General features: G+C 45.4%; 13 protein-coding genes. 8 read left to right on the top strand and 5 right to left on the bottom strand.

What is annotated here, in order from left to right; all coding sequences use genetic code 11:
• The gene (locus HI950_RS09065; RefSeq protein ID WP_169083935.1) at window positions 1-807 is read right to left on the bottom strand and encodes an SAF domain-containing protein; all 807 of its coding nucleotides are present in this window, start codon (window positions 805-807) and stop codon (window positions 1-3) included.
• Between the two features lie 95 nt (window positions 808-902).
• Window positions 903-1,346, bottom strand: coding sequence for a prepilin peptidase (locus tag HI950_RS09070; protein ID WP_169083934.1), 444 nt, complete (start codon window positions 1,344-1,346; stop codon window positions 903-905).
• A 489-nt stretch (window positions 1,347-1,835) separates the two neighbouring features.
• Between HI950_RS09070 and HI950_RS09075 the strand changes: the two genes are divergently transcribed.
• From HI950_RS09075 to HI950_RS09105, 7 genes are all read left to right on the top strand, one after another.
• Window positions 1,836-2,543, top strand: coding sequence for a response regulator transcription factor (locus tag HI950_RS09075; RefSeq protein WP_169083933.1), 708 nt, complete (start codon window positions 1,836-1,838; stop codon window positions 2,541-2,543).
• Complete coding sequence (locus HI950_RS09080) at window positions 2,521-3,993, top strand: sensor histidine kinase (RefSeq protein WP_169083932.1); 1,473 nt, start codon at window positions 2,521-2,523, stop codon at window positions 3,991-3,993. The genes HI950_RS09075 and HI950_RS09080 overlap by 23 nt, the downstream gene beginning before the upstream one ends.
• Before the next feature lie 96 nt (window positions 3,994-4,089).
• Window positions 4,090-5,205, top strand: a complete 1,116-nt coding sequence (locus HI950_RS09085; RefSeq protein WP_169083931.1) for a TolB family protein — start codon at window positions 4,090-4,092, stop codon at window positions 5,203-5,205.
• A 408-nt stretch (window positions 5,206-5,613) separates the two neighbouring features.
• A complete protein-coding gene (locus tag HI950_RS09090; protein ID WP_169083930.1) occupies window positions 5,614-7,815 on the top strand; it encodes a helix-turn-helix domain-containing protein in 2,202 nt (733 codons plus the stop codon).
• Between the two features lie 134 nt (window positions 7,816-7,949).
• The gene (locus tag HI950_RS09095) at window positions 7,950-8,909 is read left to right on the top strand and encodes an ABC transporter permease (protein ID WP_169083929.1); all 960 of its coding nucleotides are present in this window, start codon (window positions 7,950-7,952) and stop codon (window positions 8,907-8,909) included.
• A gap of 13 nt (window positions 8,910-8,922) precedes the next feature.
• Window positions 8,923-9,819, top strand: a complete 897-nt coding sequence (locus tag HI950_RS09100; protein ID WP_169083928.1) for a carbohydrate ABC transporter permease — start codon at window positions 8,923-8,925, stop codon at window positions 9,817-9,819.
• Window positions 9,820-9,840: 21 nt separating this feature from the next.
• Complete coding sequence (locus HI950_RS09105; RefSeq protein WP_223285192.1) at window positions 9,841-11,523, top strand: ABC transporter substrate-binding protein; 1,683 nt, start codon at window positions 9,841-9,843, stop codon at window positions 11,521-11,523.
• A gap of 111 nt (window positions 11,524-11,634) precedes the next feature.
• Here the strand turns inward: HI950_RS09105 and HI950_RS09110 are convergent, their stop codons facing one another.
• A complete protein-coding gene (locus HI950_RS09110; protein ID WP_169083927.1) occupies window positions 11,635-12,606 on the bottom strand; it encodes an alpha-L-fucosidase in 972 nt (323 codons plus the stop codon).
• 134 nt (window positions 12,607-12,740) lie between these two features.
• On the opposite strand from HI950_RS09110, the gene HI950_RS09115 reads away from it, so the two are divergent.
• Complete coding sequence (locus HI950_RS09115; protein ID WP_169083926.1) at window positions 12,741-13,619, top strand: AraC family transcriptional regulator; 879 nt, start codon at window positions 12,741-12,743, stop codon at window positions 13,617-13,619.
• A 137-nt stretch (window positions 13,620-13,756) separates the two neighbouring features.
• Here HI950_RS09115 and HI950_RS09120 read toward each other — a convergent pair whose 3' ends face one another.
• Both HI950_RS09120 and HI950_RS09125 read right to left on the bottom strand, forming a co-directional pair.
• Window positions 13,757-14,212 carry a hypothetical protein gene (locus tag HI950_RS09120; RefSeq protein WP_169083925.1) on the bottom strand — a complete coding sequence of 152 codons (456 nt, stop codon included), beginning with the start codon at window positions 14,210-14,212 and terminating at the stop codon, window positions 13,757-13,759.
• 136 nt (window positions 14,213-14,348) lie between these two features.
• On the bottom strand, window positions 14,349-18,959 hold the full coding sequence (locus HI950_RS09125; protein WP_169083924.1) for a X2-like carbohydrate binding domain-containing protein: 4,611 nt from the start codon (window positions 18,957-18,959) through the stop codon (window positions 14,349-14,351).
• Window positions 18,960-18,993: the final 34 nt, after the last annotated feature.

Here is an 18,993-nt window from a genome sequence, read left to right on the forward strand (position 1 = left end):
TTATTCTCCTCCCTTCGGCGGCGTAACGGCAGCTGGCGGCGTCTTTACAACAGGCTTGGCGGTTGCGGCTGCCGCTGGCTTGGCCGTTGGCTTCGGACTTGGGGCAGGCAACCCGGAGCCGGGTGCTGACGCCGAATCTGCAGCTATAGGCTCGTCGGCCTGAAGCGTCTCTTGAGAGGCTTTTGCATTGCCTGTTTTGAGCAGCCGCACCTCTTTGCCATAATTAAGTGCCCATATTAAGCTCTTCGTGTCCGCAAGCTTAAGGAGCACGCCAACGGCTACCGTTTCGTCTCCGCTCTTATGGACACTGCTTACCGTCACCCCTTTTAGGAGCACCTTCGTCGTTCTGCGGTCCGCCGCAGCTTCCTTGGCGCCGCCCTCCTGCTCGTAGGAAACAAGAATATCAACCTCGTCATAAGCGTCGATCTGATCATCAAATACGGACATGGGCGCGCGAAGCATAACCTGGCGGTACTCCCCCGACACGAGACTGTTGTCCCTAAGCATGACAGAGGTGATAACCGCACCTTTGGCGATCGGGACCATCGATACCTTCCCAACAAGCTCAGCAGGCGATTGAATTAAAGACTCCAGCATATACTTGCGAGGAATTTGCTCTTCTGTCAGCAGGTCTTCGGTTATGAGCTGCCCGGCAGGAATGTTATTTCCCGCGACCTGGACCATAACCAATTCTCCCAAGCTTTCTTTCGTTTCCTGCATATACGTGGAGAATAAAATAACGGCGACCAAACCTAACGCAATGGATACGAATAATAATAGAAATGCGCGTCTTTTTGACTCAAACATAGATTTCCAACACCCCTGGCTCTAGTAATAAGCTTAATCTCTTTTCTCATTCTCTTTTCATTCTTATGTAAATCTAGCTGTTTGACGGCCTCGCATCAGTAAGCCAAGGCAATCATAAGCATAGCGCTGAAGGCGATGAATGGCGCCATCGGCAGCTCCTTTACTTTACGCTTTTGAGGCAGCAGCTTCTGAAGCAGCAGAATCGGCCAAGCGATAAAGGCTGCAGCCAAAAAAGTAAGCATAAAAACCCATATACCTATTGACCAGCCTAAGCATGCGCCGATCATCATAAAAAGCTTGATGTCACCGCCGCCGAACTGCCCCTTGCTGACTACTGCGACAAGCAAAGCGATCACCCCCAGACCTGCTGCTCCTGCGAGCGGCTCAAGCATGGAAATATCCTTCGCTATGAGATGAAAAACTAGAAAGGCCACTGTGCCCGGCAGGGTCACCCAATCATAAATCATACGGCTTCTTAAATCGGTTGCGACACAAAACACTAATAGGCAGACCAGCAGTGTGATTAACGCCATTTGCATATACCAAACATCATCCTAACTTGCACCCAGGCAATATGTATCCCTTTATGTAATGATATTAAATAAATACAATAAATGTATGTTTTTTCAGAAGACGCAGGTTTAGCTTTTGTTTATTAAACAGATTATCGAAGTTTGAAACACCTAAAATCATTTTTATTGTAGAAATTCGAGTAGGCACATTCGATCCACGAATATCCAAGCGTCATTTAAAGAAATCATGCAGAGATTTTTCTGCATAATAATTCACACCTTTATAGTATTCGATAGGATGACTATATATTAGTCCGTGGTGGCTATCTAGTACTAAATTTCCATAGTACCTGTGATATAACCTTTACCAATCGATTGAATAATCTCCCTGATTATGGTTCAAATGTAACTATACGGTTCAGGACGGTTCAAGCCCCTTCCTTATTATGGAGCCTATTGCATTCAATCTAAGGATGATAGACTGGTTATATATAGTAAGAATGGAATGGTGAATCGATGAACGAAAAAATTATGGTCATTGAAGATGAAAGAAAAATTGCGGATGCAATTGCCTACGCCTTAAGAAGAGAAGGATATACCGTCGAGGTTGTTGATCATGGAACAGCAGCTCTGGAAAGGTTATATGCGTTTCGTCCGGATGCCATCATTTTGGATGTGATGCTTCCCGGCATGGATGGCTATGACATTTTAAAGAAGCTTCAGGATAAAGGACGTATCGGCGTGATTATGCTGACTGCCAAAGAGGATATTGTCAACAAAATTTTAGGGCTTGAGCTGGGAGCAGACGATTATATCACAAAGCCTTTTGATATGCGGGAGCTGCTTGCGCGTTTAAAGTCATTACTTAGAAGAATGCAGGCTGCAGGAGAAAAGCAAGAGCTTGACGAGATTAGGCTGGGTGAAATCGTGCTGCATGTAAGTAAACGAACGGCTTTGGCAAGCGAAAAGAAGCTGGACTTGACACCTAAAGAATACGATTTGTTGGCTCTACTAGTATCCAGCCCCGACAGGGTCTTTACAAGGGAGCAGCTTTTGGATTTGGTCTGGGGGATGGATTATATAGGCGGCACGCGAACCGTGGATATTCATATACAAAGAGTGAGGAAAAAGCTGGGATCGGATATCAGCGAAATAATACAAACCGTTCACGGTATCGGTTATAAAGCCTTGGGAGGTTACGGTGAGAATCAGCATAAAAATTAAATTCAGTATTTTTTTGGCTGCCCTATTGCTTCTTACTGTATTTATTTTAAGCTTGCTGGTGCTGGAAGGCATTAAAAAAAATCAGCAGGTAGAGGTTGAGCAGTATTTTGCCCAGCAAGCGACAACTGCAAACGTATATTTTATCCAGACCATTATGGCCGAGTCTAATAAGGTGCCTCAAACTTTCCTGGCATCGAAAGGCAAGGAATTTGCGGGACAATTGGAATTGATTAGCGGGCAATCGGTCGTGTTGTATGATCAGGATGGGACAATCGTTAATAAAGATAGATCGATTATTACATCCGATAGCATAAAAAAAACGTTAGCATTTGCACTAAATAATAAAACAGCCTATTTGACTGATAAAGATTCGTTATATTACATGACCCCATTACGAACAGGCAATGAGCAAGTGGGCGTTGTACAGTTCAATTACTCCCTGTCGAAGAATCTTGCATTTTACAATCAGATCAAGCAGTTGTTTATCTATATAGGAACGGGTGTATTTTTACTCAGCTTTATTCTGGCTTATTTTTATTTTAATTCGTTTGCCAGTGGAATCATCAGACTCAACGAAACGGTGGACAGAATTCGGGAAGGACATTTTGCAACAGACACGCTCGCACGAAAGGATGAAATCGGTGAGCTGAGCGAGGGTATTCGCGTTATGAGCGAGCAAATTATGAAAACGATGCGGGATAAGGATCAAGAACGTGAAAAATTAACACTGGCAGTCCATAAATTATCCCGGCTTGATAAGCAGCAAAAGGAGTTTATTGGCAACGTTACCCACGAATTTAAAACACCGTTAACATCAATCAAAGCCTATATCGATTTGCTCGAAATGTATCCTGATGATGAGAAGCTGATGGAAACAGCAAAAATAAATATCCAAAGTGAAACAAGGCGGCTTTATGAAATGGTTGAAAAGGTATTGCAATTGGCTGCTCTGGAAAAATATGATTTTGAATTTAGCAAGGAAAAGGTCGATGTACAGCAGGCTATCCAATTGGTACTGAGCAGCCTGAAAGGTAAACTGGATAAGTTTGGCATACGACTGGAAACGGATTTAACCGAAGCCTATGTCGAAGCTGACAAAGACTGTATGACCATTGTGCTTGTCAATCTCATGGATAATGCCATTAAGTACAACAAAGCAAGGGGCCATATTTTTGTAAAAAATGATTTGAAGGATGGTCAGGTTATCATTGAAATTGCCGATACAGGCATTGGCATCCCGGGAGAAGTGGTACACAAGATTTTTGAGCCATTCTACACCGTTGATAGAAACAGATCACGGGAAAACGGCGGCGCAGGACTTGGACTTTCTCTTGCTAAAAAGTATGCGGAAACACAAGGAGGCTCTATAGCTCTTGTGAGCACAGATAGGGCAGGAACCGTATTCAGAATCTCCTTTCCAGCTTATGAGCCGACGAAAACGAGAAAATAATTAACATTTTCGATGCTTTTGTTTACATGTTGGAAACATTCGTTTGTATTTTTGGAACAATTTCTTGATATTGTAGGTATCGAGGAGGCAATATATATGAAAAAAACAAAAATGGTCATTATGGGGTTTGTTACAGCGTTGCTTTTATTCGTTACAGCCTGTAGTTCAGAAGAGGATGCTAACAGGGTAATCATCAAAGAGCCCGGAGAAACGATAACGGTCATTGATGATGCCGGCAAGGAGGCAGGCGAGCCTGCTGTATCCGTGGAAAAAATGGAGCGTTATGAAAATGTGGAAATGACTGACTGGTTGGATGAGGAAACCGTCATCGTTTCAAAAGAAAACACGTCATTAGACAAAATGAAGCTGGAAGAATTGTCGGATTCATATCCTAGAAGCCTGTATTTGTACAACCTTAATACGAAACAATACGAGCTGCTAAAAGAACAGGATCATGTGTTTTTGGGAGGTGCGTCTTTATCTTCTGATAAAAAGAATTTGCTGTATCATGAATTCGAATTAGGTGATCCTGTCTATTATGTGTTGAACCTGGATACGTTGGATTCATTCGGTATCATTGGCAATCCTATTGGGGGGGCCGCCAGCGCCAAATGGGCTGATGACCAAACGATTATTGGCGCAGCTTACAGCGGGGGTGCTTATACGGCAAGTACCACAGGGAGCATCGCTCCAATAGCCGACTTAAATGAGGAAGCTTTGTTTATCGTTGAAAAAATGAAGGATAAGGTTTATTACAATACTAATTCCGATGAGTCCTTAAAGATGCTGAACCTGGCTACAAAGGAAAAGGCAAGTTTGAATATTGATCATGTTTACGGTATAGCCCCCTCGCCGGATGGGAATCAAATGCTGGTTTTGCAATCAAATGGCTCCAAAAGTGTTCTGATTCTTTGTGACGCAGATGGGGGAAATCGAAATACGATTGCTGAAGGCACGGAGCTTGGCGGGGTTTCATGGTCGCCGGATCAGCGGATGATTGCATTCAGCGAGAAGGCCGATGTAAACGGAATGACCGTGAAAGGGCTTTATCTCTACGATATGTTAACCGGCAAATCCACCCAATTAGCGGTAGATATCGAAAATGCAGTGACCTCTTGGAGCCCTTCCGGCAAAACGCTGGTTTATACAGAATGGAATGGCAATCAATATAACAGCAATATTGTCCATTTAAAGTATTCGTTACAAAAATAAAAAAACGATCTTTATTTGCATAACTTTTTGGGGCATACAGGCACAAAGGCAATTCATGCAGCAATTCTCGCAAGCACACATGTAATTATCAAAATGAATTGGATAAAACATGATCCGGCTGCCCGCTAATAACAGGGGCAGCTTTATTTGTATCCTCCATCAGCGCTTCGCCCCAGATACTTACAGGTTGCTTAACAATCGACGATCAAACGTATTTAGACAAAATGACGGTAATCGTTCAATTTTACCGATAATTTTGGTCTTTTATTTGGTATGCTTAGGTAACAAAACTCGATATAGTACCCCAATGTCTCCCCTGAATCCGAAATAAACTTCTTCCTATCGGCTTCACAGCAGTTGGTAGATGTCAGAATAAAATCATATTGCTTGTAAGGAGGCGTTTTGCTTATGATTCGAATGTTCAACAGGAACAATTGGTTTATGCGTCTGCTCATTCCTTATGTCCTCTTCTTGCTTCTGGCCTTATCATTGGGTTGGCTCATTTACGAGAAGACGCTTGAATTGGTCGGCAATGAGGCCAGAAACAGCAATCTGCACATGCTGGAACAGGTCAAATCGACGCTGGACGGAAGGCTCGCGGAAATGGATACCATCATCATGCAAGTGGCGAATGATCCGAAGGTCCTTCGATTCCAGCAGGTAAACGAACCATTCGAAGGAACGAATACTTACAAAGTTTTAGCTACCCAAAAAGACCTCTACAACTACAGCGTTTCCAACAAATTTATTTTGAATTATTTGATTTATTATCGCAACAGCGATTTCATTATTGCACCTTCCCTGATGTATGAATCGGACAAATTTTACCGGCTTGTACTGCAATATGAAGGGATGGATTACGAGCAATGGCATGCAGCTTTTTTCGAAGGAAACAACCGTAAGCGCTTTCTACCGGCAACAAACGCGACTTATTTGGGCAATCCGCGGTCGATTGTGACGTACAGCCATCCCCTGGGAAATCCGCCTGGCAAAGCTCAAGGCAGCATTGTGGTACTGATCAACAACAATGAGATCATGAAGCTTATTGGCGGTCTGGATATCAAGGACGGTGGATGGGCTTACATCGCAGACGAACAAGGGAACATCATCTCCTCGACAGGCACTTACACGAAGCTGGATCCAGCCTCAATGAGCAGCCAGTCAGGGTTTATTGCCGAATCCCGGCATACGGAGGGCAACATGATTACGTATACCCGCTCCACTTCGAACGGCTGGTATTACGTGCTTGCCCAGTCTCCGCATGTCGTGCTTGAGAAAGCGAATTACGTCAAACGAATTACTTTCAGTATGACATTGGTGTTTCTGGTCATCGGAATTGTTCTCGCCTACTTCTTCACTTCCCGCAACAGCAGAAAGTTATCGTACGTACTAGATAACAACCTAGTGCTGCAAGAAGAAATCGAGAAACAGGCGCCTTTGCTTAGAGCGACCCTTATCGATCGGCTTTTGAAAGGAGAACTTGTCGCAGGCGGTGAAATGGAGAAGCTGTTGAAGCATCAACAATTATCCACTCAGATTACATTCGCTGCCGCAGCAATCGTGCAGTTTGCCCCAGGTGACAGCTATGAAGGGGAACGTTTGAAGGAATTGGACAGGCTGAGGGTCATTATCAAGGAAATGCTCCGGAATGAGCACGCTTATCCGATTCATCATGATGTCGCAGAGGATAAGATCGTTCTGCTTTTTTTGGAGAACGATATCTCCACTGATGCCTGTATGCACCGAATGGGAGCGCTGTTCAATAAGATCACGGACGTATTCCTCTCCCAATTCCATCTCAGCCTGAATATCGCTTCAGGAGGTGTGTACACCTCCATGCTCGACGTATCCCGCTCATACGGAGAAGCCAAGCACGCACTGAACTATTCATTAAGAAAACAGCTACAGGGCATCGTATGGTTTCATCAGCTTCCGGATCTCTCGGACAGCCACTACTACCCGGGCGAAATTGAGACACGTCTGATGAACCACGCCAAAGCCGGTGACCTGAACGAGGTGAACCTGCTGATTGACGATATTTACGAGCGAAATTTCGTTAAGCGCAACCTGGTTCCATCTATTCAAAGGCTTCTCCTATACGATATGGCCGGCAGTCTGATGAAGCTAAGGCAGCAGTTATCGTTGGAGGAGGAAATCGATGTCCTGACGCTGCTAAGAAATGCCAACGATTCAGATGACCTTGCTTCAGTATTCCGGTACATCAAGCAACTGTATTCCAATATCTGCAAGGTACTGCTTGAGCGCAGGAAAAGTCAGAACGTCCGGCTCCTTCAGAGCATTCAGCACAGTCTGCAAACGATGTACATAAACGCCGATCTTAATTTGGATACCATCGCGGACCAGACCGGAATTTCCAAAGTTTATATATCCAGCTTCTTCAAGGAGCAGACCGGCGTTAATTTCTCGGATTATCTGGAAAACCTGCGTATGGATAAAGCACGTGTCATGCTTTCCGATACCGGGCTTACCGTCAATGAAATCGCCCAGCAAACCGGCTATAGTTCAACGAATTCATTCTGCCGGGCATTTAAACGGATCAATGGGATCAGCCCAACGGCATACCGCAGCTCGAACCCGAGTTATCCATGAAATCTTAACGATTGTATAACAGATACGCAAGTGCATATAACCAAATCGTAACGAATGAATATAAAAAAGCGAGTGTCGATATCCTCACTCTCTTCCTCCCGGTATAGTGAGAACCAAGAGAGGGGGGTGAAAAAATGAAAGCGCTACGATTATCAACCGAGCCTAAACGTTCTTCCATCCATGCTGCAACGCCTATCAAAAAAATGCACCGAGTCTGGCAGCTGTATGTCCTTATTGCTCTACCGCTGCTCTACATCATTGTCTTCAAGTATATACCCATGTATGGCGCTCAGATTGCCTTTAAGGATTTTGTCGTGTCCAAAGGCATCTGGGGAAGCGAATGGGTCGGTCTTAAGCATTTCGACCGATTTGTCCATTCCTATGAGTTCGGAAAGGTAATGAAAAACACATTGCTGCTCAACTTCTACAACCTGATCGCCGGATTTCCGTTCCCGCTCATGCTCGCGCTCAGTCTTAACTATGTGAGGCACCGCTGGTTCAAGAAATCGGTACAAATGGTAACCTATGCGCCTCACTTCATTTCAACAGTCGTCATGGTCGGGATGATGTTCGAGCTGCTGGATCCGCGAAACGGACTGATTAACAACATCCTGCAGGCGTTCGGCTTTGACGCGATCAATTTCATGGGCAATCCGGATTACTTCAAATCTATTTATGTCTGGTCTGGCGTCTGGCAAAGCGCAGGTTTTAACTGCATTATTTTTTTGGCGGCTCTCTCGAGTATCGACCCTTCGCTGCATGAGGCGGCCGTGGTGGACGGAGCCAGTCAGCGTCAGCGTGTATGGCACATCGATCTGCCCGGGATCTTGCCGGTAGCCATCATACTGCTTATTCTCAACATGGGCAATATGCTGGATGTCGGCTATGAGAAGGTGTTGCTGATGCAGAATCCGCTTAACCTGCGAACCTCGGAGGTCATCGATACGTACGTCTACAAGGTCGGTCTTGTATCACAAGCGATGAATTACTCCTACTCAGCAGCAATCGGGTTGTTTAAGTCGGTCATCGGCTTCCTACTCATTATTACCGTGAATCAGATCGCCCGTAAAACTAACCAAGCAAGCTTGTGGTAAGGAGGACTTCTACTTGGATTATGCCAGCATTAAACCGTCCGTCGGCGACCGCGTGTTTACCGTCATCAATTATTCGCTGCTGTCGTTGTTTTTTCTACTCGTTTTCTATCCTTTAATCTATATTTTAAGCGCTTCCATCAGTGATCCTTCTGCAGTCGTTGCTGGGAAGGTATGGCTCTGGCCGGTCAATCCGAATCTGATGGGCTACGAAGCCGTTTTCAAGCACAAGCTGATCGGTTCCGGATTTCTCAACTCGTTTTACTATACGGTGTTCGGTACGGCGATAAACATCGTTATGACGCTGCTTGCGGCTTATCCGCTTTCCCGCAAGGATCTTTACGGCAAGAACATCATAATGTTTCTGCTTGTATTCACGACGATGTTCTCCGGCGGTCTCATTCCCGGCTACCTCATCGTCAAGGATTTAAATATGCTGAACACGGTTTGGGCCATGGTGCTTCCGGGTGCGCTAAGCGTCTGGAACGTCATCATTACACGCACCTATTTTCAAACCTCTATCCCGCCGGAAATGCTGGAGGCTGCTCAGATGGACGGATGCAACGATTTTAAATTCGTCTGGAAAATCATCATCCCGCTTTCAGGACCGATTATCGCGGTCATCACCTTATTCTACGCAGTGGGACATTGGAATCAATATTTCAGCGCCTTGATTTTCCTAGACCGACAGCATATGTATCCTCTGCAGATCATCCTGCGGGACATTCTCATTCAGAACGACGTGAGTGCGCTTATGCTTTCTGATGTCGAGAATGCCGCAAGACGTGAAGCGCTCCGCGTGCTGTTGAAATATTCGTTGATCGTCGTCTCTACTTTGCCGCTTATGCTCGTTTACCCGTTTGTGCAAAAACATTTTGTAAAAGGTGTAATGATTGGCTCCTTGAAGGGCTAAATCACCACGTATGGGAGGGTCATGAAATTGAGAAAAAAGCTGACGCAATTCTGTATGATGATCGTTCTTGCCGCAATCATACTTAGCGCATGCTCGAAATCGGGCAACACGAATAATGAACCGGATACAACGAATTCTACGGTTGGCACGGAAACCGGTGAAGATCCGGTCAGCCCGGCCGGCCAACTGCCGATCACGAAGGAAAAAACGACGATACGCGTCATGGTCCCGGCCAATTCGGTCGTTGAAGATTTTGCAACCAATGAATTTACGAAGTATTTGGAAGAAAAGACGAATATTCATATCGAATGGGATGTCATCCCAAGCACATCGGCGGCGGAGAAGCTGAATCTCGTCATGTCGAGCGGCGAGGACTTGCCCGACGTCATCATGGGCTTCGGTGTGTCAAGCGCCCAGCAAATGATCTACGGCAGCCAAGGCGTTATCCTTCCGCTCAATAGTATGATCGACAAGTACGGCTTCGAGACCAAAAAAATGTTCGAGCAGATGCCTGTCGTGAAGGATACGATCACCTCGCCGGACGGCAATATTTATGCTTTGCCTCATACGAACGAATGTTTTCACTGCACGCTTCCACGCAGAATGTGGATCTATCAGCCTTGGCTCGATAAGCTTGGTCTAGCCATGCCGACCACAACGGATGAGTATTATGAGGTGCTCAAAGCGTTTAAGGAGAATGATCCGAACGGAAACGGTAAAGCCGATGAAATCCCAATGTCAGGATCTCCGACCGGATTCTATGCCAGTATCGATTCCTTCCTTATGAATGCCTTTATCTACAACCCTGGCGGTGATCGGTTGTATCTGCAGGAAGGCAAAGTCGTCGTGCCGTTCGACAAGCCGGAATGGCGGGAAGGGCTGCGCTTTCTCAATAAGCTGTATGAGGAGAAATTACTTGATCCTCAAGCTCTAACGCAGGACGAGAACCAATTGAAGCAGCTCGGAGAGAATCCCGATATCGCCATTCTAGGCGCTACCTCCGGCATGCATATGGGCGTATTCAGCGAATTTTACGGGGCAAGCAACCGTTGGCTGGAATACAAGACGATTCCACCGCTCAAAGGCCCTAATGGCGTGCAAATCGCTCCTTTCGAAGCGTATCATCTTGTTGGAGGCGGATCCTACCTGATTACGAAATCAAGCAAACATCCCGAAGCGGCATTCCGATTAGCGGATTACTTGTACAATGAAGAGGTCACGCTTCGCTCTGTCATCGGCCGTCCAGGTACGGAATGGGTGAAAGCGGAAGAAGGGGAAGTCGGCATCAACGGCAAACCAGCCGTATGGAAGCAAATCGCCGATTGGGGACAAGTTCAGAACTTCAACTGGGGCCAAACAGGACCATCCCTGCGCACGAACGATCTGCGGCTCGGAGAAGTGGCCAACCCCGACAAACCGCTCGAGATTGTGATGTATGAGGAAGCAAAAACCAAATATGAGCCTTATAAGCAAGAGCTTGAAAACGTACTGCCACCGCTGTTCTTTACGAACGATCAGGCGATCGAGATTGCGGATATGTCCAAGACGATCAACGATTATGTAAACGAGATGATCGCCCGTTTCGTTATCGGGGATGCCGACCTGGATAAGGATTGGGACGTCTATCTTGATAATCTCCAAAATATGCGACTGGAGAATTACTTGTCCATCTATCAAGACGTATTCGACAGCAAATATAAGTAAGATGTTATTAATCAGAAATCCATCGACGATACCAGACAATCGGCTGCTCATCTAAAATAAAAAAGAACCAGGGAACCACGTTAGTGGTTCCCTGGAGTCTTTAAAACATATTCACTTTCTAGATAACCAGTTTTCTGGAATGGTATCGATATCAACAGGGTGTCGATATCGTTCTCCAATTTCTTTAAATCGGTCCAAAACATTTGCGTCTAACAAGCCTTGCTGATTGGGTGCTCCATTTAATAAAAAGGATACGTAATGATTGTTCGCATCATAAATTTCATCCAGTGCCCAGTCAGCCGTTTTAAGCTCCATCGTCGGATCAGATGCTCTCCAGAACCATGTTTTCGTTAAAATATTACAGCTCGCCCCCGGACCTGCAAATGAGTCTTCAATTTCCTGCCCGGCAGCATTTTCATAAAAAACAACATCCGTATGATCCAGATTGGATTCACAGCTAATATTCATCAATAAACATCTCGGCTGCAGCCGCTTTACCCATTTATCGATTTCTTCGAAAGGAAGATCCTCGTATAAAGGGCCACCCCAATGGGCGTTCCAGCCGTCAATGATCAGGAACGGAATTTCACCGTAACCTGTTAACAGTTCTTCGAGCTGACTTTTAATAAATTGTTTGTCTTCCGAGGTACATTTTTTCCGGCCGATTTGATGATGCAAGTCCAGCATAGAGAAATAAAGTCCCGCTTCAATCCCTTCCTGTCTGAACGCATCGAGATATTCCCTTACGACATCCCTTTGATTAGTTGCATTCTTGACGCAATGCTCCGTGTATCCAGAAGGCCATAAGCTGAATCCTTCATGATGCTTCGCCGTAAGCGCGGCAAATTTCATCCCTGCAGATTTAGCGGCTTTCGCCCATTGTGCACAATCCAGCCGATCCGGGTTCCAGTCTATGGGATCAAATTTGAACATGCGAGGTTCATCATTATTCTCATGCCCGTATTCCCAATCTTGTATTTCCGTATCAGCAAATTGAAACGTAGCGCTATTGAAGTGTATGAACATCCCTAACCTTTGATTAACAAACCATTGCTGCCTAAGTACTAATTCTTTATTACCCATGTAGTCAGCCTCCCTAAATTGTTAAGTTAATATCATATGATATCTACCACTTTAAAGGATCGTTAACGATTGTACATCTGACAAAGACGACTACTTATAGTACAATTTCTATATTTGAAGCGGGAGGTGATGGCATGCTCGTACTTGAACTGAAGGTTCCGCCGCTTCCACTGCTGTCTACGATCGGCTATACATTATGGCAACCGGGAGTTGTTCATGCCAGACGTCAATTTGAAGTATTCGATATGATTGTTTGCACCAAGGGTACGTTGTATATGGAGGAGAACGGCGTTAAATATAAGGTAGAGCAAGGCATGATATTAGTTCTTGAACCTGGAAAAATACACCACGGCTACCGTCCGACCGTGACGGAAACTGAGGTGTATTGGATCCATTTTCAATATCCGTCGTCCTTTCAGCCTATGCTCGTAGAGAAAAATAACTGGCAGCAGCCCCTGCTTAGGCCAACGGATCAGGATACAGAATCCCTTTCGGCAATGATAGATATTCCGAAATTCGCCGCCGTAGATTTGCGAACCATCGTGCCGCTATTGACGGACATGCTTAAATTGCATAGCGTGCTTACGGAATACCGTTCCTTCGAGTTGCATATTCTGTTCGAACAGTTTCTCATGCAGTTGCATAACGGGATGAGAAAGAGCAATCCACAAGCTCGATCCTATTTTCTTGGCGAAATGGTGGCTTCCTATTTGGCGGGCCACTTGGAGCAGCCCTTCAATTCTGTACAGATGGAGATCGACTTGCATTATCATTTCGATTATTTGGCACGATGTTTGAAGCAATATTCGGGAATGAGCCCGCTGCAATACAGGCATCAATTGCAAATTGATCGGGCCAAACGGCTGTTGTCCCACTCGGACCTGACCCTGATCAAAATAGGGGAACAATGCGGTTTCCAGGATATCAACTATTTTATACGTTTGTTCAAACGTCAAACTTCATTCACACCGGGAGAGTACCGGAAGCAATTTCAGGTGTTCCAAGTGGAATAAGTAAGGGCATGGGGCTGCATTTTTTATTATGCTAACTACTGTCCTACACAGCAATTGGAACAGATTCTTGACATTCAATTGTGTCATGAATCTGTTCCGATTAAAGAACTGAAATATGAAATGACTATCGTTGCCCGTTAGTGAGGCAACTGATTAACCTTAGGTTTATAAGAAGCAACAATCATACAAATCAACACGCTTATCACACCACAGATGATATAGGTATGCGTGTAGTAAGGCGCTGCTTCACCACGGATGAACATCATCGTTGTTATCCCATTCATCGATCCGTCACCGCCTCCAAGCACTAATAAATAGCCAATTAGATAAATCAACAATCGCTCACAAAGGACAGGAATTATACTTACCCATAGTGCGGCAGAGCGTTTATTGACAAAAACTTTACTCGTATACACTCCAGCTAAGAGATATGGAATGATCAGCAGCGGTATGCCAGCAAAGGTACCAGATAAATCCCAATTATAGTCTATAGGTTCTTTAAAGATGGCCCTATACAACGTAAACATTGCATACATCGTAAGAAAATAACTAAACGTAATAACCATCCAGCCAGCAACTATCTTGCCTACCATTTATACACCTCCACTACTCCATTTTCTTTCTATACTATACCCTACCATATCTAGAAAATGCCAAACGACCGCTCCCCGGTGGAAAACCGAGAATCGGTCGCAGCATAGTCTTTAGAATGAAATTTAATATTATCGATTACTTGCTAGCCTGCAGCAAATTCAAAATGATTGTAATCGCCTCGGCCCTTGTTGCTTGCGCATTGGGCGCAAACTTGTTGCCTGTTCTGCCCTTCAAGATTTCCGCTTCCTTCATGGCGTATACAGCACTCTTAGCCCAGATCGGGATTTCGCTGTCGTCTGCAAAGCCGGTCGTCTCCACGTCTGGAAACTTCACCCCTCCAGCTCTGGCAATCATGACCGCCAGCTCCGCACGCGTTACACTTGCCGCAGGACGGAAGCTTCCGTCGTTATAGCCGGTTATGATTCCTGCTTGCAGCGCTTGCGCGATTGCTTCCTGAGACCAGGCGCCGATCTTTTCACCATCGATAAAGCTGAGCTCGGCCTTGCTGTCAGCTAGCTTCAGACCGTTCATGAGCATGACTACAAACTCGGCACGTGTCACAGTTGCATTAGGCTTAAACGTACCATCCGTGTAGCCTTTGACGATGCCTAACTTCACGGCTGCCGCAATGCTCGCTTGCCCCCAATGACCGTTAACATCTGTGAACTTAGGAGCTTCCTCCGTACCATCATTTTCCTCAGTTTCACCGTTTGACTGATTGCCGTTATTGCCGTTATTGCCTCCATTATTACTTCCGTTATTGCCTCCGTTGTTGCCTCCGTTATTGCCACCGTTATCGCCGCCACTGGTATTAATAACTTGTACTTCGAGATTGGCGTCTTGTCCTTCGCTAAACGTAAAAGTAAGGTTGGCGGTACCTACTCCAAGAGCTGCCAAATACGATTTCAATATCGTTACCTTATCATTAAGCAGAATATAGTCTACATTAGCTGTCAGCTGTACCTCTCCATTATTCACTCCGATCAGCATATTTCCGTTTAATTCCATATCTATCACGGCGTCCAGCTGCTGTGAAGGATTCTTGTCAAAAACGACAGACGTCGGGCTAATTGAGGAATCAGATGCTGCCGCTTCTTTAAAAGTAAATACATTGAAATCGTAAACGCTCGCCCCGTTTCCACTCGAATCCGTTATATTCAACCGAATATATCTGGCTGAAACGGCTGCTTCCTTCCGATCCTCATTTATTTGTTGTGTCGTGGCTGCACTGGTTTTGTCAGCATACGTTGTCCAGCTACTGCCGTCTGTGGAGTAATCAATTTTGTATTTGTATCCCGCGTTCAACTCAAAGCTGGTTTTAATGCCTGTTATGTTGTAGGCATCGCCAAGATCAACCTTCAGCCACTGAGGCACGGTTAAGCCTTCCTGCTGAGTCCATCTGGTGGTTGGGTCTCCATCTACAGCAAATAACGGGCTTTTGCTTTGTGAAGATGCAACAACCGATTTACTTAAAGCGATATCGATTTCTTCACCGCTTATTTCGATCACGCTTACCTCTAAATGCTTGTTATCGCCTGAACTGAATTCAAAAGTCAGGTTGTTCTTTCCTTCGCCTAGCGTTGCAAGATACGCCTGATGGATTTTGATCTCATTCCCTGTAACACTGTAGTCGACATCAGGGCGCAGGTAGAGCGATCTATTTTTGATGCCAGTTAACGTATTGCCGTGAAGATCCATTCCAACGGTTATATCTGACTGGCTATTCGGATTTTTGTTAAAAGCAGCTGATGTTTTATCAATGGTAGAACTAGGATTTATCTGGGTACCAAACACGCTAAACTCAAATATACTTGGGCCCAGACTATACAACGCCTTTATTTTCATATACCTTGCCGAAACAGCATTTTCGTTGTTGTCCTGATAGGTTTGCTGCGTCGTTTCACTTGCTGTTCGGTCTGCATAGGTGTGCCAGCTTTGCCCATCCATGGAATACTCGATTTTGTACTTATATCCACTAGGCAATTCGAACATAGTCGTAACGGATTTCACGGCATACACGCCCTGCAAATCAACCATAAACCAACCTTCGGTATTCCATATCCCTTCTTGCTGAGCCCATCTTGTACTTGTATTCCCATCGACGGCATTAGCAGGCTCCAAGCTTTGCGACGAAGCCGTTACCGGCTTGTTAAGAGCGACATTGACGGATCCGTCATCTTCAATGACATTCACCTTCAGGACAGGGTCTTCTCCGGCTGCAAAATCAAACGTCAGGTTATTTTCCCCAGTTGGCAGTGAATGGAGATAGGATTTATAAATCACTACCTGATCCCAAAATAATTTGTAGTCTTGATCAGGAATCAACTGGGCCGCCCCGTTTTTGATTCCATCCAGCTTCCCGCCGTTTAATACCATTTTGACCTGCACGTCAACTTGCCTTAATGGATTTTTATCGAAGGTGACTTCATTCCGCTGAATCAATGAATTGGATTCGGGAGGCGTGCCGCCTTCTCCAGGATACACGCTGAATTCATAAATGCTTCCACCCCAATCGTGAGACAGCGTAATTCGCATATACCGCGCCATTACGTCATTTTCATCCTGATTGGTTTGCTGGGTCGTGGCAATTGCTGTCTTGTCGGCAAACAGCTCCCAATTCTCACCGTCCGCCGAGTATTCAATTTTATATTTGTAGCCTGTGTTTAACTCAAACATCGTACTTGTCGAAGCGATGGAATATACGTCTCCCAGGTCTACCGTCAACCACTGGGCATCGGTTCTTCCTTCTTCCTGCGCCCATCTCGTGCTCGTATCGCCATCCACCGCAAATGCCGGGTCTTTGCTTTGCGAGAATGCCGTTACCGGTTTTTTCAATGCGAGATTAACAGGCTCTTGAGGTGCCGGAAGCGGAGCTTTCCAAGGGCCTGCCGCTGCTATAATGTCCTGCGCTTCCTGCGGCCAGTTTTGGCCTGCAACGCTTATGTTCCCATAAGCCGTGCTTGATGAATTCACTCCGCCAAAGTCAACATTGTAATAGTTATACCTGATGATATTGTCGTGCGCGGACCCCGAGAAAGCATGCTCCGTATTATCGATCACGTTTCGCTCAACCATCCTGTAACTCGTTTGCCCATCCAAATAGACGCCCATGATATGGTTCCAGGCCGCATATTCACCTTGCCTCATGTTTTTTATATAGTTGTGGTAGATATTGGAGTATCCATCCATACGGCCTAGCGTGTATATGCCGCCTCCGTCCTGTATAAGCCTTACTGAATCATGGATGTAATTGTTATGCACCTGATTATTCGTCATTCCATGACCGGTATCCGACCAGTTCCAGCCGATACTAATGCCGGAATACGGCAGGTTACTGATCTCATTATTTGCGATTGTCATGTTTTGGGGCAGCATGGCTCCAATCCCAACCATATCGCCGTAATCGAGCCCTACATGATCGATTGTGTTGTTTGTAATGGTATCATATTGGCTTTGGCCATCAGGCAGCGTATAAGAAGGATCTTTTCCTTCGTTGTCATCCCACAGATCGCCAACAATGCCCATAGCAACGCCGCCCCCGGCATTATCGCTAAATTTGTTCCCGTTTATCGAGGTGTGATCGGTGCCTTCATACCCCATAATGCCCCAGCTTCCCGCATATTGAAAAATATTGTTACTGATCGTAATATGGCTCGTGTATTTTAACTCAAGCATTGCTCTGGATGCGGTATAACGGGCTGTATTTCTAATTTCAGTGTTATTGCCTCCAGTGACGGACTGATATCTGAAGCCAGCCTGCACGTCTACATAGCCATAACTCGACGGTGCCAGCCAATTGCTGTGCATAAATGTGATGCCTGAAAATTCGATGTCATGAACTTTGCTGCCAGGATTGCCTTCCACATTTATAACCGTCTCCAGCTTAGGAGCGATGATTCGAGTGGTATTGATCGTTTCACTGCTTCTTGGTTTGTAATATACCGTTTCTTCAGCAGTATCCAGATACCATTCTCCTTCTGCGTCCAGCAAAGATAAAGCGTTTTCAAAGAAGTAAGGCGAATTCCCCTGACTATGATGATTATACGAAAACCCACTTTCAGGGAATTTAAAGTCTACTTGGCCTGTCGTTTCGTTAATGCTGTCAATTCGGCCACGTACTTGACTCCAGCTTTGCAAAACAACCATTTCAGCAGCTGTCCCGCTTAATTCGCTGGCCCACGAGCGTGCATCCTCATCAATAGCATAAGGATATTCGCCGTTCTTTGCCCTGTAATATGGACCTTTGACTATATCGTTCGTCATATTGGGCTGCCGAGCCCGGATTCCCCGATCCTCGCCAACATATATCTGCCTGAAATTCCAGTCTACACCTGTCTTTTTATAGATGTTTTTATCACTGTCGTATAGTTCCCAGCCAGCACTAATGTCGACGCCGCCGCTAATGACAGGAGTCGCTCCCGCTGCTGCCGTATAGATAACTTTGTATCCGTTGTTACCGGAATCTAAGCTGTCGAACGTTAAGGTTTCATCTAACGGATATTCACCATCCTGCAAATAGACATAAATATCATTTGTCATTGTGCTGTTTATTTCGCGTACAGCTTCTCTTGCTTTTTCAATTGTCCTAAATGGTAAATCTGAGGTCCCGCTGTTGCTGTCATCTCCGAGCGGCGATACGTAAAAGCTCTGCTGTTCAGCGGCTTGAACCGGTTCAATCGCACCTGAGAGTGAAAAGCTTGTAAACATCATATATATGGCTATTAGCAAAGCCAGCTTTCTTTTCATAGATAGACGCCTCCTATGTTTCTTCACGTTTTTT

Source organism: Paenibacillus sp. PL91 (assembly GCF_012935325.2).
Taxonomy (GTDB): domain Bacteria; phylum Bacillota; class Bacilli; order Paenibacillales; family Paenibacillaceae; genus Pristimantibacillus.

Excerpts from the sequence above, each read along its gene's own strand:
- HI950_RS09075 (WP_169083933.1), top strand. The coding sequence starts at position 1,836 with ATGAACGAAAAAATTATGGTCATTGAAGATGAAAGAAAAATTGCGGAT.
- HI950_RS09105 (WP_223285192.1), top strand. The coding sequence starts at position 9,841 with ATGAAATTGAGAAAAAAGCTGACGCAATTCTGTATGATGATCGTTCTT.
- HI950_RS09120 (WP_169083925.1), bottom strand. The coding sequence starts at position 14,212 with ATGGTAGGCAAGATAGTTGCTGGCTGGATGGTTATTACGTTTAGTTAT.
- HI950_RS09095 (WP_169083929.1), top strand. The coding sequence starts at position 7,950 with ATGAAAGCGCTACGATTATCAACCGAGCCTAAACGTTCTTCCATCCAT.
- HI950_RS09070 (WP_169083934.1), bottom strand. The coding sequence starts at position 1,346 with ATGCAAATGGCGTTAATCACACTGCTGGTCTGCCTATTAGTGTTTTGT.
- HI950_RS09085 (WP_169083931.1), top strand. The coding sequence starts at position 4,090 with ATGAAAAAAACAAAAATGGTCATTATGGGGTTTGTTACAGCGTTGCTT.
- HI950_RS09115 (WP_169083926.1), top strand. The coding sequence starts at position 12,741 with ATGCTCGTACTTGAACTGAAGGTTCCGCCGCTTCCACTGCTGTCTACG.
- HI950_RS09125 (WP_169083924.1), bottom strand. The coding sequence starts at position 18,959 with ATGAAAAGAAAGCTGGCTTTGCTAATAGCCATATATATGATGTTTACA.
- HI950_RS09090 (WP_169083930.1), top strand. The coding sequence starts at position 5,614 with ATGATTCGAATGTTCAACAGGAACAATTGGTTTATGCGTCTGCTCATT.
- HI950_RS09110 (WP_169083927.1), bottom strand. The coding sequence starts at position 12,606 with ATGGGTAATAAAGAATTAGTACTTAGGCAGCAATGGTTTGTTAATCAA.
- HI950_RS09065 (WP_169083935.1), bottom strand. The coding sequence starts at position 807 with ATGTTTGAGTCAAAAAGACGCGCATTTCTATTATTATTCGTATCCATT.